16 protein-coding genes are annotated in these 15,514 nt (G+C 68.4%); 9 read left to right on the plus strand and 7 right to left on the minus strand.

The window, feature by feature from the left end:
- Positions 1-84 precede the first annotated feature (84 nt).
- Positions 85-1,359: a prealbumin-like fold domain-containing protein gene (locus ABZW60_RS28060; RefSeq protein WP_355481725.1), complete on the minus strand. Its 1,275-nt coding sequence runs from the start codon at positions 1,357-1,359 to the stop codon at positions 85-87.
- Positions 1,360-1,735: 376 nt separating this feature from the next.
- Positions 1,736-2,647 (minus strand): RNA polymerase subunit sigma-70, encoded by a 912-nt coding sequence (locus tag ABZW60_RS28065; protein WP_355481727.1) that lies wholly within the window; start codon positions 2,645-2,647, stop codon positions 1,736-1,738.
- Between the two features lie 89 nt (positions 2,648-2,736).
- Here ABZW60_RS28065 and ABZW60_RS28070 point away from each other — a divergent pair, with 89 nt between their 5' ends.
- The gene (locus ABZW60_RS28070) at positions 2,737-3,429 is read left to right on the plus strand and encodes a DUF899 family protein (RefSeq protein ID WP_355481728.1); all 693 of its coding nucleotides are present in this window, start codon (positions 2,737-2,739) and stop codon (positions 3,427-3,429) included.
- Between the two features lie 18 nt (positions 3,430-3,447).
- Here the strand turns inward: ABZW60_RS28070 and ABZW60_RS28075 are convergent, their stop codons facing one another.
- From ABZW60_RS28075 to ABZW60_RS28090, 4 genes are all read right to left on the minus strand, one after another.
- Complete coding sequence (locus ABZW60_RS28075) at positions 3,448-4,314, minus strand: phosphotransferase (protein WP_355481730.1); 867 nt, start codon at positions 4,312-4,314, stop codon at positions 3,448-3,450.
- A 79-nt stretch (positions 4,315-4,393) separates the two neighbouring features.
- Positions 4,394-5,032 carry a DUF2461 family protein gene (locus ABZW60_RS28080; protein ID WP_355481731.1) on the minus strand — a complete coding sequence of 213 codons (639 nt, stop codon included), beginning with the start codon at positions 5,030-5,032 and terminating at the stop codon, positions 4,394-4,396.
- Positions 5,033-5,042: 10 nt separating this feature from the next.
- Positions 5,043-5,708, minus strand: a complete 666-nt coding sequence (locus ABZW60_RS28085; protein ID WP_355481733.1) for a Type 1 glutamine amidotransferase-like domain-containing protein — start codon at positions 5,706-5,708, stop codon at positions 5,043-5,045.
- 718 nt (positions 5,709-6,426) lie between these two features.
- A complete protein-coding gene (locus tag ABZW60_RS28090) occupies positions 6,427-8,421 on the minus strand; it encodes a hypothetical protein (protein ID WP_355481735.1) in 1,995 nt (664 codons plus the stop codon).
- Between the two features lie 215 nt (positions 8,422-8,636).
- Here ABZW60_RS28090 and ABZW60_RS28095 point away from each other — a divergent pair, with 215 nt between their 5' ends.
- From ABZW60_RS28095 to ABZW60_RS28130, 8 genes are all read left to right on the plus strand, one after another.
- Complete coding sequence (locus tag ABZW60_RS28095; protein ID WP_355481737.1) at positions 8,637-9,182, plus strand: MFS transporter; 546 nt, start codon at positions 8,637-8,639, stop codon at positions 9,180-9,182.
- Positions 9,183-9,226: 44 nt separating this feature from the next.
- Positions 9,227-9,568, plus strand: coding sequence for a hypothetical protein (locus tag ABZW60_RS28100; RefSeq protein WP_355481738.1), 342 nt, complete (start codon positions 9,227-9,229; stop codon positions 9,566-9,568).
- Between the two features lie 44 nt (positions 9,569-9,612).
- On the plus strand, positions 9,613-9,951 hold the full coding sequence (locus ABZW60_RS28105; RefSeq protein WP_355481740.1) for a YnfA family protein: 339 nt from the start codon (positions 9,613-9,615) through the stop codon (positions 9,949-9,951).
- Positions 9,952-10,011: 60 nt separating this feature from the next.
- The gene (locus ABZW60_RS28110; protein ID WP_355481742.1) at positions 10,012-10,347 is read left to right on the plus strand and encodes a hypothetical protein; all 336 of its coding nucleotides are present in this window, start codon (positions 10,012-10,014) and stop codon (positions 10,345-10,347) included.
- Positions 10,337-10,918, plus strand: coding sequence for a hypothetical protein (locus tag ABZW60_RS28115; protein WP_355481744.1), 582 nt, complete (start codon positions 10,337-10,339; stop codon positions 10,916-10,918). Before ABZW60_RS28110 ends, ABZW60_RS28115 begins: the two co-directional genes overlap by 11 nt.
- Positions 10,919-11,445: 527 nt before the next feature.
- Positions 11,446-11,643, plus strand: a complete 198-nt coding sequence (locus ABZW60_RS28120; protein ID WP_355481745.1) for a hypothetical protein — start codon at positions 11,446-11,448, stop codon at positions 11,641-11,643.
- A complete protein-coding gene (locus ABZW60_RS28125; protein ID WP_355481747.1) occupies positions 11,640-11,987 on the plus strand; it encodes a metalloregulator ArsR/SmtB family transcription factor in 348 nt (115 codons plus the stop codon). Before ABZW60_RS28120 ends, ABZW60_RS28125 begins: the two co-directional genes overlap by 4 nt.
- Positions 11,984-13,684 (plus strand): SulP family inorganic anion transporter, encoded by a 1,701-nt coding sequence (locus tag ABZW60_RS28130; protein WP_355481749.1) that lies wholly within the window; start codon positions 11,984-11,986, stop codon positions 13,682-13,684. Before ABZW60_RS28125 ends, ABZW60_RS28130 begins: the two co-directional genes overlap by 4 nt.
- Before the next feature lie 819 nt (positions 13,685-14,503).
- On the opposite strand, the gene ABZW60_RS28135 is transcribed toward ABZW60_RS28130, so the two are convergent.
- A complete protein-coding gene (locus ABZW60_RS28135; RefSeq protein WP_355481752.1) occupies positions 14,504-15,493 on the minus strand; it encodes a heparin lyase I family protein in 990 nt (329 codons plus the stop codon).
- Positions 15,494-15,514: the final 21 nt, after the last annotated feature.

Below are 15,514 nucleotides of genomic sequence, written 5' to 3' on the forward strand. Positions count from 1 at the left end.
CAGGAGCCCGGGAGGCTCGCGCATCCCGGGCTCCCTTGAGCTCCACCGGGCTGGAGGGATGCCACGGCGGAGCGTTCTGTCTACCTACGGGTCGATGACGATCGTGCAGGTGTATGTACCCGGCCGCAGGTTGGACGCCGTCGCCGAGCCGTCACCGTTCGTGCCGGTGCTGCCGCTCGCCACGGTTCCGCCGCCAGGGCCGGTGCAGACGATCGTCGACGCCGTACCGCCGTTGATCTGCGAGTCGACCGAGACCGACAGGTTCGTCAACGGGGTGTTGTGGAAGGTGGCGGTCTCACCGGCGTACGGCGAGCCACCGCAGGTCGCCACGTTGTCCACCGTCACCGATTGCGACAGCGGACCGTCAGCCGCGTAGCCCGCCGGCAAGGTCTCGGTCACCGTGTACGTGCCGAACTGCAGCGCGTCCCAGCAGACCTGGCCGTTGGCGTCGGTCACCTTCGCATTGGCGCCGTTCAGCGTGAAGGTCACGCCGGATTGCGGGTGATCGCCGGAGCCGTCGGCCGCGTGCTTGCGCAGCTTCGTGACCTTGATCGCGCCACAGTTGGCGAGGTTCAGCGGCGTCGGGGCGATGAAGTCCTTCAGCGCCGCGGTGAACGAGTCGGACGACCGGCTCTTCAGGTACGCCGAACCGAACGACACACACGGGTCGCCGCCGCCGAGCGCGCTGAAGTTGACCGACGCCTCACCGAACGTGCGCGCCGAGACGTCGCCGAGACCGTCGGACTGCGCGGCCGGGATCGGCGAGGTGTTGATCGATCCGGTCGCCAGACCGGCGGTGGTCAGGTTGACCTTCTTGTCCCAGCACGGCACCGAGTTGGACGCCTCGCACTTGGTCTTGTCCGCGGTCTCCCAGCGGGACAGGAACAGCTGCGGGTTCGTACCTCCCTGGGCCAGGTCGTACTGGATCAGTACGTCGCCGGCGGTCCGGAGCGGGGTGGTGCCGTTGGCGCTCAGCGTCAGCGACTTGTTGAACTCGAAGTCCATGTTGGTCGTTCCGGTCGGCTCCTGCACACGGTGCCAGAACAGGTGCAGGAAGTCCGTCGTCGCGGTGTCCTCCAGGTAGACACCGAAGTTGAGCAGATCGCTCTTCTGCGGCGGGATACTGCCGTCGACCACCTGCGGTACCGGTGTGTCCTCCTTCGTGCCCTGACCGAACGAGTCGTCGGTCTGGCCGCTCGTCTTGTCGGCCTTGCGGGTCTCGGTGACGTTCGCCCAGTCGAGCGATCCCGCGTCGTCGACCTTGAGGTTCGCGTCGGTGTCGATCTCGAAGTTGCTGCCCGGCAGACTGACTTCGGGATGGGACGCGAGTGCCGGTGACGCGATCAAGGCGCTACCCACCAGCAACAGACTCGCCGCCAGAACCAACGGCCGGCGTGTCCTACGCGTTGTGCCGGCACGCGGGCCGGCTCCCAGTGAAGACCCCATCTCTCCCCCTTTGGAGATCCAGGTCCCGGCCCGTGTCTCGGGCCAGGCAGTCTCCTCACGGCGAGCCGTGCGCAGTCCCTCCCTACGCAGCCCGTGTGTTCCCCATCGGCCTGCCGAACAGGCCCCCCAGGCGAGGTCGCGCACCAGGCCCCCCAAGCCGGCCGCGTCGCCAGAATCCCGCTGCCGACGTTACGCCCGGATCCCCTTACCTACAACGGTTTGAGCTCCAGCTACTCCCCCGGCCCGGGCGGCCACGCGACGTGCGCGGAATTGTGGCCGGTGGCATGCATCAGGCGGGTCGCTCGATGGTCGCGGGCAGGCCGAAGGCGGTCACGTGGTGGGCTCCGACGAAGGCGTTGCTCTCGACGATCCGGCCGTTGCTGATCGTGAGCACGTCGACGACCGTCGCCTCGTACAGGTCGGTGCCGGTCTTGCGGAGATAGCAGATCAGCGCGGGCCGGCCGTTGGCGGCCGACGGGAACGTGAGCCAGTCCAGCGGCCGGCCCAGGAACTCGGCCGCCGCCTCGCGCCCGACGACGGGCGGGTCCGGCGGCATGGTGATCCGTACGTCGTCGGCCAGCAGCTCCCGCACACTCACGGGATCGACGGCCTCGGCGTACCGGCGCAGGACCTCCTCGTCCTCGCTGGTCAGCGTCGGCCGGCGCCAGTTCCGGGCGTCACCCGGCGCGTAGTGCCGGAGGGTCTTCCGCGCACGCTGGATCAGGCTGTTCACCGCGGGTACGGCGAGCTCGAGGCCGGCGGCGATCTCGGCGGGTGTCCAGCCCGACACGTCACGCAGTACGAACGCCGCCCGCTGCCTCGGTGGCAGGAACATCAACGCCGCGATCAGCGCGAGCTCGACCGTCTCCCCCGCGACCAGCGCGGCGGACGGATCCTCGCCCAGCAGCGAGTCGGGATACGGACCGATGTCGGTCGACCACTCCAGCGGGTCGCCGACCGATACGGTCCGTCGCGCCGCGGCCTTGCGGTGGTCGAGGTACACGTTGGTGGCGATCCGGTAGAGCCAGGTCCGGATCGAGGCCTTCCCCTCGTACTGCGACCGGGAGCGCCAGCCCCGCAGGAAGGTCTCCTGGACCAGATCGTCGGCGTCGGCGACGTTGCCGGTCAGGCGGTAGCAGTGCGCGTGCAGCGGGCGCCGGTGCGCCTCGAACACCTCCCGGAACCACGCCTCGTCCGCCATACCGCCGGATCCTTCCAAAGAAAGTGCGATGACGGTACGCCGGGTGGCTCGTCGGTACTGATGACACCGGACCGACAAGGAGAACCCCCATGACCGCAGCACCGCCGATCGTCGACCGTGAGACCTGGGCCCGCGAACGCCGCGACCTGCTCGTCCGCGAGAAGGCCCACACTCGCGAGGGCGACGCGATCGCGGCGGCCCGGCGCCGCCTGCCGATGACCGAGGTCGACGCCTCGGCCACGCTCGTCGGCGGGGACGGGCCGGTGTCGTTCCTCGACGTGTTCGACGGGCGCGACCAGCTGATCGCGTACAAGCACATGTGGCACGCGGGCGCCGGGATCGAAGGGCAGTGCGAAGGCTGTACGGCGTCCATCTTCGACGTGCACGACGCCGGCTACCTGAACCATCGCGGGGTGTCGTTCGCGGTGTTCTGCGAGGGGCCGTGGGAGGAGATCGCGCCGTTCCGCGCCTTCATGGGCTACACGTTGCCGTGGTACTCGATGCTCGGAGTGCGGGACGCTGCGGTCGGTACCGGCCTGATCGACGAACCCGGCTACTTCGCGTGCTACCTGCGCCGTGGAGACCGGGTCTATCTCACCAACGAGACGATCGGGCGCGGCGTCGAGGCAGCCATGACGCAGGCCCGGCTGCTCGACCTGACCGTGTACGGCCGCCAGGAGACCTGGGAAGACTCCCCCGACGGCTGGCCCCAACACCCGACCCACACCTGGTGGGCCAAGGACGGCCGCCCCGTCCCTCAATGGACGAGGTCCTGCTGCTGACCGTCCTCGCTCCCGGCCTCAGCCCAGTACCTTCTCCGCGCGTGCGAGGTCGGCCTGAACGCGTTCCGGCGAGAAGCCCTTCACCACCGACTCGTGCACCTGGTCGACCATCCAATGCGCCTCATAGCTACGTCTCGTCGCCGGGGTCAGCTGGGCCAGCTCCGCCTCGATCTGGTCCGGCTCCCCGGCTCCGATGCCGCCCCACCGCATCGCCAGGAGGGCGTACCGCCGGTCGCCACGCGCCGCACCGGAGTTCCAGTCGACAACCCCGCTGACGTTGCCTGAGGCATCGAACAGAACATTGCCCGGCGTGTAGTCGGTGTGCACGAGATCATCGCCTTCCATCCGGAAGGGCCGCCCACCATCGACTTCGAGCAGCCGCTCCAGCAGCCGCCGACCACGTCTACCGAGCTGTCCGACGGTGCGCTCGAACACGCCACCGCCTCGGAACGCTCCTGGCCGCGGAACCTGCGGATGGTCCCGCAGCACACCGGCGAAACGGTTGTTCATGGCAATGAACGCGGCGGCCGTCCCCGGATCGAGCGAGTCCACATGCCGCCCCGGCAACCTCTCCTGCACAACCGCGACATACCCGTCGTGAAGCTCCAGCACCAACTGATGCGCCGGAACCGGCAGACCCCCGCTGCGTACGTCGTTCAGCACGCTCGCCGTCTGCCGCATCGTCGACAGCTTTGTCCGAGTACGCGTCATCGCGGCCTCACGCCCGTCCGGCCAAGCGACGTACGCCGCACTGCTGGTACCGCCGACCTGATCAGCCAGGCCCGTCAGCACCAGCCCACTGCCCGTCCGGGCGTTCACCTCTTCGACGACGGCCGTCGGCGCCCAGGGATTCTCCGACAACCGAAACTCGACCTGGTGTGCCATCTCCTGCCCCTTCCATCCGAAGGGGGCCTGAAGGTGAGCCTCTCGCATCCTGACATGCCGCCCGTCCCGCCCGCCACCATCAAGCCGGCTCGAGAGCCACATTCCTGACCAGCCACCGCGCCAGCGGCCGCAACTGCCCGAACGCCTCCAGCACCCGATCCGCGGCCTCCGCCGTATGAATCCACTCCCCACACCCGAGCCCGCGCGACGCGATCACCGACTTGTGCCGCAACAACTCCGCCCGAGGATGGTCCACCGGATACCCCCGCAACGGCCGCTTCAACCGCTCCCCCGAAATCCCGAACCCGTCCCGCTCGAGCCGCGCCAGAACCGTCACCAACCGGTCCCCCGACCCGTCGTCCGCCACCGCCGCCCGGTACCGCTCGATCTGCACCGACGGCGCATACCACCAGGCCAGCCCGACCTCTAACCCATCAAGATCGAACCGAACCCCGAACTCGACATTCCGAGCCACCCGAACAATCGCCGTCTGCCGCTGCCACGCCTGCAGCAGCACCTCCCCATACCCCCACACCGCAAAGTCCTCATAGGCCGAATCCGCATCAGCCACCGCATTCAGCAACCCCACCATCGGCCGCCGAACCAACTCTTCCCGCTCCCGCCGACACCCCCGCCGCACCTCAACAGAAGGCTCCCCCTCAAGCCGCAAAAGCACATCAAACGCTCCCCGCGGCCACCCCTGGAATGCCTCTGTCACGCCAGTCACCCTAGTGCTCGGGGCGCTTGAACAGCCGCCAACTCCCTTCCGAGACGACCTCCACAGCCCCGTCGATCACCTTGACAGCGGTCTGATCATCGATCGCGTACGTCGGCGCGGGAATCCGTGCCGCCCACTTCTCCGCGTTCGCGAGCGAAGCATCAGGATGGTCCACGTGCTCGAAATGCGGAATCACCGCAAAGTCGACGAGCCCCGCCCCCCGACCGCTGACCAGGATCCTGTCGACGTCACCTTGCGGCGTACCGAAGACGACCTTCTCCGACTCCGACGGCCCATCCGCGCCACGCGGCGGCTCGACGTACGTCTCGACAAAGGTGGACGCAGCAGCAATGCTGCCCGCACTCACCCCGACGTACACCGCCTCAGCCCGCAACGACGACAACACCTCGGCCAACCCCGACCGCCGCATCCAACCCGCCAAGAACAACGGGTCACCGCCCGCGAACAGCAACGCATCCGCCTCCCGAACCGCCGGCACCCAGGCCCCCTCGTCAATGCTCGGCAACACCGACAACTCCAAGATCCCCAGGGACTTCCACCCCAACTCGGCCAACGGCGACGGAGACTCCCCACGAACAGCCCGCCAAGCCATCCCGGCTCCCCCGGGGAACGGGTAGAGCGCGGCAGGCACGAACAGCGCGCTTGCCTCGGCCACCGGCTTACCCAACAGCTCAACCAGCGCGCGCTATGAATACTCGCGTTCTGAACACCCGCAGAAGTCAGCAGAACCTTCATCGTCACCACTCCTCCATGACTCACCAAGCCCGACACGTCCGGCGCACGGCAAAACAGGTGCCTCCCCCACACCTACTCACCCCTACAACGAGCATCCCCACCCGGATCCGACACCACGTCCCAAACTCCTTGAAAGACGACCACGAGCAGAGCATGTACTCAGGGCGCTCCCCCGGAGCCGGCCGACCGCTGATGCTTGTTAGACCAGCCGGACATGTCCGGCCCGGGGCCCGCGAGATGCCTGTCAAGGCCGCTGCCGCCTACCCGCAGCGGCCGGCCCGGCCAACTGCGTAGTACGCGCGGGTCGATCACCTTTCCCCGGTCACCGGCCACATCCGACGCGGTTCGCCTCGATGGGTTGCCCGTCCGTCAACACGCGGCGGTCGAGGGCGCGGCAGCGCGCAACTCGCCGGCGCCAGCCGGCAACCAATGCTCCGGCGCTGAGCCGGGGGTAGGTGGGAGCGCGCGGAGCAGACGCGGGAGGGAGCGTAGCGACCGGAGCGTCTGCGTAGCACGCGTGGGTTTGCTTCGCTCCCCCCACATCACCAATTACCTATCCGCTTCACTCCCCACACCATCACCACTGACCTATCCGCTTCACTCCCCACACCATCACCGGGTCCGCGGGGGCGGTCGGGTTACTGGCTGAGCTTGGTCAGTCGGGTGTACCAGTTGCCGAGGCTGGTGCGGGTCCCTCCGCAGCTGCCGAAGTTCTCGAGTGTGGGTGACGGGAAGTACTGCGCCAGCGTGCAGGTCTGGCCGATGTACTCCGAGGCCAGCCAGATGCTGGTGCCGTCGCTGACCGCCGCGCCGTAGTCACCCCACCGGGTCCGGGGCGGATCGCCGACGAACGCCTTGTACGCCGTGAATCCGTCGTGCGGCCCGAGACCCGCTGCGGCGATGTGGATCGGCCCGACCGATCCGTTCTCGGTGATCCGGACGTAGCCGGCACTCGGGAAGCGGTTCTCACCCAGGACGGTGAACGCGATGGCGCCACGACCCGATCGGGTGAAGGTGATGGCCGGCATCGTCAGGTTGTTGTTCGCCAGGGCGAGGTACCCCTGCCGCTTCACGGTGCCTTGGATCTTGCCGGCGCCGTTGATCTTCGGGCTCACCGCGAACCATGCCACGCCTGCCTTGAGTTCGCCGTTGACCCTGACCGCCGTACCGGACGAACCCCACAAGGTCCCGTTGACGTACCAGGTCTGCTGCATCCGTGAGTCCAGCGAGTCCGGGTGCGACTCGACCTCGTCGTGGGCGGGCTCGTCGGCGGGCTCGAAGAACACCTGCCAGCAGCCCGGTCCGAACGGTGTCGGCAGCGTCGTGTCGTTGATGCACTCGCCCAACGGGATGTCGCCGGTCTTCTGATCGGCGGTCGGCGGGACGACATAGGTCTGGCTGTTCACCAGCCGGCTCGTGATGCCCAGTGCCGGCGTCGCGGTGTTCAGCGAGGCGGTGTTGGTGATCCCCCAGATGCCGATCTTGCGGGCGGTACCGGTCGGGTTGCCGGTCTCGCTCCCGTCGCCGGCGATCGTGCTCAGCAAGTACTCCGTGCCGTTCCGCTCGTGCGAGTACTCGCCCGCCGGCGAGGTGGCCGGCCAGACGGTGAAGCCGGGCGTACCGGCCACGTGCAGGTTCTCGACCAGTGTCACGTCGATGGCCGAGGGGTGCGCCGCCAGCTGTGTCTTCGGGAACGCGAAGATCTGCGCGGCGTTGTACGACGGCCCGAACAGGTCGTACTCGTTGGTCGACACGTACACGCCGTTGGCGTCGGCGCCGATGTGCGGGTAGTCCTGGAAGCACGGCCCGGGCTCGACGCCGTCGAGCGTGCAGCCATGGTCCGGAGTCCCGTCCGTACCGTCGTTCTGCGCGGGGACGTGGTAGATCGTCCAGGCACCCGTCGGGTTGCCGGTGTTCGAGACCGCGAGATCGATCGTGTTCTTCCCGGTGAACGAGCCGTCCGGCAGGCTTCCCAGCGTCGTGAGAGCAACCACGAACCGCTGGTGGTCCGGCTCGTACAGACACACCGGGTCGATGACTTGCGGTCCGATCACTCCTGTCGTCCGGTCGATCGCGGCCGGATAGCCGAAGAACGTGTTCAGGTCCTGTACGCCGGTGAGCGCGGCCGCGGTCGCAGAGCTGCGGACCCGCAGGACGCTGTTCGTCGCCTCGACGGTGTAGCCGTTGCCGACGCAGAGCGCCTGGTCGGGCGGCTCGAGGGAGAACTGGTTGCCGCCGTTCGCCAGCCGCTGGTCGCGATGCGTCAACCCGTTCACGCTGGCCAGCACGTCCGGGTTGGACACGGCGACGGCGCTGGACTTCACCCGCGGTACGTCGAGCGGCCGCTTAGGGAACGGCCCATGCTTGAACTCGGGCCGGGGCCGGTTGAACTGGGCTGCCACGCGCTGCTCCTCGGTCCGGCCCTGCGGACGCAACTCCGGCTGCCGCAGACCGTCGGGCCCCGTGGGCCCGGGCCGGATGGAGGTCGTCCCCGCACTGGGAATCGCCCGGGTGCTGTCGGCCGCGGCGATCGCGCCTGACGCCGGGGCCGTTGTGGTGAGCGCTGCGATGAGCAGTGCGCCTGTTGCCAGCCCCACCCCTGTCCGGCGGGCGGCCTGAGAGCTGAACTTCATGATTCCCCTCCTGCCTGGTCGCACGTGTGCCTTGACGACCAAGCCGGCATGCCGCACCCCCTGAAGCCGTGCTCGACAGACCGCACCCCGAGTTGCCCGCTCGCCAGAGCCCCACCAATCATTGGAGACCCGGTGATCAGCCGAGCACAAGGCGTCGTTCCTAGCGTTCACCGCACGCGACAGGTAGGTCACGGCGCGCGCTCAGAGCCTTTCCCGTGACCGATCGTGACGCCAGGCGAAGGACGATGCCCGAGGAGCCCGGTGTTCAGCCGGCCGACACGCGGTGGCTGACGCCTGGGGTCGGTAGCGTCGGAGCGGCCTCGTTCTTCAGCGACGCCGGTCACACCGCCGCGGCGACCGTGGCATCGCTCGGCGGCGGGCATCTCGCCGACCGCCTGAGCCCGCGCCTCGTCTTCACCGGCGGCGCCGCCGTCTACGTCGCGTCGTACCTGCTCTTCGCCTGGAACCAGCACAGCTGGCCGATCCTGCTCGTCGGGTTCCTGCCCGCCGGGATCGGCAGCGGATTCGCCGAGTCCACCGAGTCCACCGTTGTCGCGCTGACGCTGCCGGACCGCCTGCGCGGCAACGGGTACGGCGTACTCGGCCTGGTCCAATCCCTCGGCGATCTCGCGGCCACGCTCGCAGTCGGCGTCCTCTGGGCCGCGATCTCCCCGACCGTCGCCTTCGCCTACGCCGCGATCTGGACGGCCGCCTCCGTCGTCGCATCCACCGCGGCCGGGTCTGACGAGCCGCAGGTCTGACCGCGCTTGCATCCGGTACCTGGGTACGGATCTACCGTCGAGGCATGAGCACAGAACCTCGTGACCCCGATCAGCCCGACGACTGGACACCGCAGGCTTGCACCCTGCCGACCGCGGAGCGGCCTCTGCGGGTCGCCGAGTTCGACGAGCTCTTCGCGAGCAGCCTGTTGGACGTCACGCGGCTCGGCCCGACGCGGCTGCGGCTGAGACTCGCGCCGGAGTCGGAGGCCACCGCCCGGGACCTGACTGCCCGGGAGTCCAGCTGCTGCTCGTTCTTCGGCTTCGACTACACGGCAGATCCGGAGAACGGACTGTTGCTCGACATCACTGTGCCGGTGGCACACGTCGAGGTGCTGGACGGCCTGGCGCTACGCGCCGCTCGTTGACATACCTGCTCGTTCACCAGCGGTGGAGCGGTAGCGTCCTCGGCATGACGACGCTGCGATCGATTGCGCTCTTCCTGCTGGCCGCTGTCGCCGAGATCGGCGGGGCGTGGCTGGTCTGGCAGGGGTGGCGCGAGCACCGCGGCTGGTGGTGGATCGCCGGCGGAGTGCTTGCTCTCGGCGCCTACGGTTTCGTCGCGACCTTCCAGCCCGACGCGCATTTCGGGCGCATCCTCGCGGCGTACGGCGGGGTGTTCGTCGCCGGATCGCTGGCCTGGGGCGTCCTGCTCGACGGATTCCGCCCCGACCGCTGGGACCTGCTCGGCGCCGCGATCTGCCTGGCCGGGGTCGCCGTCATCATGTACGCACCACGGAGCCCGTCGTAACCGCCGAGGCTTGTCGTATTCCGCGGTGTCCCGATCGTCAGACATTCGAGGAGGTGGGCGATGCTTGAAGAAGACAGGAAACGCGCAGCGCACCGTGCGCTGGTGGATCGCATCCTGAGTGGCGACGGCACAGCGCCGGCGGAGCAACGCAGACGCGCGTTCGACGGCGACGAGCTCTCCGCGCCGTTGGGCACATTGCTCGACAAGGTCACCAGTACGCCGGTCGAGGTGACCGAAGCGGACTTTGCTGAGGCGACAGCGTCCGGCCATACCGAGGATCAGCTGTTCGAGTTGGTGATCTGCGCCGTCGTGGGTCAGTCGTCCCGCCGCTACGAGGCGGGCCTGACAGCCCTGGCAGAAGCGATCTCCGAGGGAGGGTCGGGACATGCGTCTTGAGATCCTCAACCACGGCTACCGCCCGGCAACCAAGCTGCTGTTCGCGATCATCCGATTGTTCTCCGGACACCCGGTGCCCGACGCTGCCAAACTGACCTTCTACCGGCCCGACTTCTACGGCGCCAGGGCCAAGGAATTCACCGACGAGGCGATGCGCGGACCGTCCGAATGGTCCGTAGGCGACCGCGAACTGATGGCTGCCTACGTGTCCTCGGTGAACGAATCCGCGTTCTGCATCGGCGCCCACACCGCGACCGCAAGTTTGGCCTACCAGGACGGCCCGCGCGTGACAGCAGTCCTGACTGACCTCGAATCGGCCCCCGTCGACGAGCCCCTCCGCGCAACCCTGCGCATGCTCGGCAAGCTCACCCAGAACGGCAACGTCGACGCCGACGACATGCGCCAAGTACTCGCCGCCGGCGCATCGCCCCAACAGATCGCAGACGCGCTGGCGGTCTGCACCGCCTTCAACACCACGAGCCGCCTAGCCGACGCCTTCGGCTTCGAACAGCTCACCCCGAAAGGGTACGAAGCAGGAGCCAAGTACCTACTGAAGCGCGGCTACCGCTAGCCCGCTACGGCCCCAACCTCCGTACCTGCAGGCCTCGGCGCCGTCGACAGCACTTGCCACTCCGCAGGCGCGGCCCGTCACTCGTACACGAACGTCTGGCGTATCTCGGTCTCGAGTTCAGCGGTCGGTCTCGTCGTACCTGCCGCGCGGCGTCCCCTACCCGAGGCACGTCGTACGCGTGATCGCAGGCTGTGCCGGTAGACGGCACGACCCCGAAGCTGATCGGCCTGATGCCACCGGCCGTCGACCAAGATCCACCCGGCGCCGACACGCCACCTTCACGGCGCTCGGCGGCACCCGCTCCGCCGGCCGCGTACCCGCCGACACGGCCAGCGCATGACGACGCCGCGCCCAGACCGTCGCCGCCGACTGCGAACGGGCCGGCTTCTCGTACACAGCAACACCACCGCAGCAGCCCTCCAACGACGACCCCACCACCGACGCCAGCCGCAAACCTGTGATCAACGACTTGCAAAGTTCTTCAATTCACTATATGCTGATGATGTCATGTGAGGCAGGGAGGTGCGGTGAGCGGCAGCGAGTTCGCGGTTGATCTTCGGCGCCGGGTTCGCGAGGCGAAGGACGCGCTGGCGGCGGCCAGGGCCGAGGGGGACCTCTATGCGGTGGATGTCCGCATCGGCGAGCTCGACAGCTTGCTGCGGCAGGCGATGGAGAACGATGTCGATCTCGGCGAGGAGCACACCGACTGGGCGGGCGGCCGATGACCGCGCCTGTTCCGCTCTACCAGGCGAAGGCCGAGTTCTTCCGCATCCTGGGGCATCCCGTCCGGATCCGGGTGCTCGAGCTGCTGCAGGACGGCCCGCGACCGGTACGTGAACTGCTGGCCGACATCGGGATCGAGGCGTCCAGCCTGTCCCAGCAGCTGGCTGTGCTGCGCCGCTACGGCATCGTGGTGTCGCGCCGCGAGTCGTCCAACGTGGTGTACGAGATCGCCGGCGGCGACATCGCGGAGCTGCTGCGAACCGCACGCCGGATCCTGACAGAGCTGCTCGCCGGCCAGAGCGAGTTGCTCGCGGAGCTGCGTGAGGCCGAGGCCGTCAACCGATGAGCGCGGTGCCCGGCGCCCGGGCGCGAGCGTTGCTTCCCGCGCGCGCCGACCTCGCTGCCATGCTTCATCAGCCCCAACGCGACCTGCTCGCCGGCCTGACGGTCGCGATCGTCGCGCTACCTCTCGCGCTGGGATTCGGTATCTCGTCGGGACTCGGTGCCGCGGCCGGGCTGACCACCGCGGTCGTGGCCGGGGCGTTGGCGGCCGTGTTCGGTGGGTCTGGGCTGCAGGTGTCCGGTCCGACCGGAGCAATGACCGTCGTACTGGTGCCGATCATGCACGCGCACGGCGCGAGCGGCGTCCTGACCGTCGGGCTGCTGGCGGGGCTGATTCTGATCGGTATGGCGATAGCCCGGGTCGGTCGCTACATGGCGTTCGTCCCCGCATCGGTGGTCGAAGGGTTCACCCTCGGCATCGCCTGTGTCATCGGACTGCAGCAACTGCCCGCGGCGCTTGGCGTCGACACCCCGGACGGCGACCAGGTCGCTGTCGTTGCTGCCCGCGCCGTCGCGTCGTTCGCCGAACACCCCCACTGGGTGGCGCTCGCGGTCGCGGGTGGTGTCGCGATCCTCGTCCTGGCCGGGGCGAGGATCCGGCCGACGATACCGTTCTCGATCCTCGCAGTCGTTGCCGCGACCGTGATCGTCGAGGTCGCCGGACTCGACGTGGCACGAATCGGCGAGCTCCCAGCCGGTCTCGCCGCTCCCTCGTTGTCCTTCATCGAGCTGTCGACGCTCTGGTCGCTCGCCGGGCCCGCACTAGCCGTCGCGGCGCTGGCCGCGCTGGAATCGCTGCTGTCGGCCGCGGTCGCCGACGGGATGGGCGTCAACCACAAACACGACCCGGACCGCGAACTGTTCGGCCAGGGCCTGGCCAATCTGGTCACGCCGCTGTTCGGAGGTGTCCCCGCCACCGGCGCGATCGCCAGGACCGCGGTCAACGTCCGGTCCGGTGCTGGATCGCGCCTGGCCGCGCTCATCCACGCCGCGCTGCTCGCCGCCATCATCTACACCGCCGCACCCCTGGTCGGACGGATCCCGCTGGCCGCGCTGGCCGGCGTACTCCTGGCAACCTCGGTACGAATGGTCGAGGTCGGCTCGGTCCGCACCATGGCCCGCGCCACCCGATCGGACGCGATCGTGCTCGCCCTCACCGCGATCGCCACCCTGGCGCTCGACCTCGTCAAAGCCGTCATCCTCGGCCTCGTCGTCGCCGGCGCACTCGCCCTACGCTCGGTCGCCCGCAGCGCACGCCTACGCCAAATGCCCCTGCACCCAGACCTGCCAGGCGACCACACCGCCGAAGAACGAGCCCTCCTGGACGAGCACATCGTTGCCTACCGCATCGACGGTCCACTCTTGTTCGCCGCACACCGCTTCCTGCTGGAACTGTCCGAGGTCGCCCACGTCTCGGTGGTGATCCTGCGAATGTCCGCAGTCACCGCCATCGACGCCACCGGAGCCCTGGTCCTCAAAGACGCCATCGAAAAACTCCAGCACCGAGGCATGACCGTCCTCATCTCCGGCATCCGCCCCGGCCACCACAAACCCCTGGACGCCCTCGACGTCATCAACACCCTCCGCACCGAAGGCCGCATCTTCCCCAACACCCCCGAAGCCATCCACGCCGCAAGATCCCACCTACACCACAACGGCCTCCTCCATCCAAGCACCGGCCACACGCCACCGGCTCCATGAATCATCAGCAAACGCAAGCCAATACTCGGGTGGTCTCCGAGCTCCCCGGCCACTAAAACGGCAAGCAGCAGTCGTTGCGAGCAGCGCACACCCAGCCCAGGAGCTCCTTCGGATCACAAGCGGCCTGCGGCACTTCGATCAGCCTGAGCGAGAAGAACTCGTCCAGAGACAGATGCACGGCGGTACGCCGGGGGCGCGTGCGCCCGCATGTGACAGCCGCAGGCAGACGGAAGCGCAGAGCGCCTGCTCAGCATGCGTACGGCGATCACATGCCCGGCACGTGGCCGAGGGCCATGAGCGGCCCCGCCCGCGTGGTCATCGGGGTAACCGTCACCACGCTGCAGTCACCTGCGAGCTACAGCGTCCCAGGCGATCAGCCCGACGTACCCATCTCAGTCGCAGTGCAACTCCACACTCCTACCGAGCCCGGTAGGCCTCACGCGGTGAGGACCGCCCTCAACGTCACCAACTCTCGCCCTGTCGCCGCTACCACTCCGCCGACATCGAGGAGGCGAGCGAGGGATCACGTGGGCGATCATCAAGTCCACCTGAGAGGGCGCCGTCAGCAGCCGGTCCGCGTGCCCATCACGCTCAACCGCCACGACGCTGGGGTCGCCCGCGAGCGCCAGCGAGCTGAACGCGGGCGCCGGCCCGCAACTCGCCGGCGCCAGCCGGCAACCAATGCTCCGGCGCTAAGCCGGGGGTGGGTGGGAGCGCGCGTAGCAGACGCGGGAGGGAGCGCAGCGACCGGAGTGGCTGCGTAGCGCGCGTGGGTCTGCTTCACTCCCCAGAGGGCCGCTACTGATCACCGAAGGCGTGTCAGCCGCGGTTGTAGGGCTGTACCGCTGCCTTGGTGGCGCCGATTCTCAGGTTGCGGAAGTCGGAACGGAAGGTCGCGCCCGGCTGGTAGTCCTTGTACATGCCGAACTTGACCCTGAACTCGTTCTTGAACGAGTCGTCCTTGCACTTGGAACGCGTCGCGTAGCCGAAGTACTCCTCCCGCTCGAAGAGCTTCTCCTCGACGGTCGTCGCTCCCACTGTCTTGTGGTACACCGCGATCCGCCCCTTCGGCGCGCCGTCGTGGTAGGGCTCCACGTTGTACTTGATGACGAAGGAGTGCCACTCGTCGGTGCCGATGCTCTTGGTCGCCATCGAGATGTCGTAGTTCGTGTCGGGATCCTCGCCCCGGCGCACGAACTGGAGGTTGTGCCCGTTGCCGGCGCCGGACTGGATACGCACGCCGCCGATCGGGTTCGCGGTGCACTGCCACAGCTGCAGCACGTACGCCCCGCTGCCCGTCACGTCATCGACGCCCGCGGGGATGCGAACGTCGAACCCGACCCACACGTCGGTGTGGAACGGCAGGTCCCACCCCGTCGCCAGCTCCGAGCGGTCCCGGAGGGTGTTTCCAGCGGCGTCCTTCCAGGTGTTCTTGGCCGGGTCCTCAACGATGGCGCCCTCGTACTCGAAGTCCTTGTCCGTGCGGAACGTCAACGCCCGCGCGCCCTCGGTCCCGGTGGTCTGGGGTGCCTGCCCCGCTCCCTGACACTTGCCTGGGAAGAAGCCGGAGCCCTCCCGGAGGTTGCCGCCGGCGCCTAGCGTCGCACTGCACGCACTGGCGTTCTCGATCGTCCAGCTCTCACCTGCGATACCCGCCGAGTAGCTGGGAACCGCGGCTGTCGCCGCGCTGGCGGATCGTGTGTTCGCTACTGCAGCGATACCAACCGAGGCGCTCAGCGTTACCGCAACGGTGAGAGCCATCGTCTTTCGAGCAAGTCGACTGGGGGCGGAGATCTGCATCGGTGTCATTCCTTCCTTGGAGGGAACTGC

The organism is Kribbella sp. NPDC003557 (assembly GCF_040610805.1).
Taxonomy (GTDB): Bacteria; Actinomycetota; Actinomycetes; order Propionibacteriales; family Kribbellaceae; genus Kribbella.

Coding starts and splice junctions, on each gene's coding strand:
- ABZW60_RS28100 (WP_355481738.1), top strand. CDS start 9,227: ATGAGCACAGAACCTCGTGACCCCGATCAGCCCGACGACTGGACACCG.
- ABZW60_RS28130 (WP_355481749.1), top strand. CDS start 11,984: ATGAGCGCGGTGCCCGGCGCCCGGGCGCGAGCGTTGCTTCCCGCGCGC.
- ABZW60_RS28070 (WP_355481728.1), top strand. CDS start 2,737: ATGACCGCAGCACCGCCGATCGTCGACCGTGAGACCTGGGCCCGCGAA.
- ABZW60_RS28110 (WP_355481742.1), top strand. CDS start 10,012: ATGCTTGAAGAAGACAGGAAACGCGCAGCGCACCGTGCGCTGGTGGAT.
- ABZW60_RS28065 (WP_355481727.1), bottom strand. CDS start 2,647: ATGGCGGACGAGGCGTGGTTCCGGGAGGTGTTCGAGGCGCACCGGCGC.
- ABZW60_RS28105 (WP_355481740.1), top strand. CDS start 9,613: ATGACGACGCTGCGATCGATTGCGCTCTTCCTGCTGGCCGCTGTCGCC.
- ABZW60_RS28090 (WP_355481735.1), bottom strand. CDS start 8,421: ATGAAGTTCAGCTCTCAGGCCGCCCGCCGGACAGGGGTGGGGCTGGCA.
- ABZW60_RS28115 (WP_355481744.1), top strand. CDS start 10,337: ATGCGTCTTGAGATCCTCAACCACGGCTACCGCCCGGCAACCAAGCTG.
- ABZW60_RS28075 (WP_355481730.1), bottom strand. CDS start 4,314: ATGGCACACCAGGTCGAGTTTCGGTTGTCGGAGAATCCCTGGGCGCCG.
- ABZW60_RS28135 (WP_355481752.1), bottom strand. CDS start 15,493: ATGACACCGATGCAGATCTCCGCCCCCAGTCGACTTGCTCGAAAGACG.
- ABZW60_RS28125 (WP_355481747.1), top strand. CDS start 11,640: ATGACCGCGCCTGTTCCGCTCTACCAGGCGAAGGCCGAGTTCTTCCGC.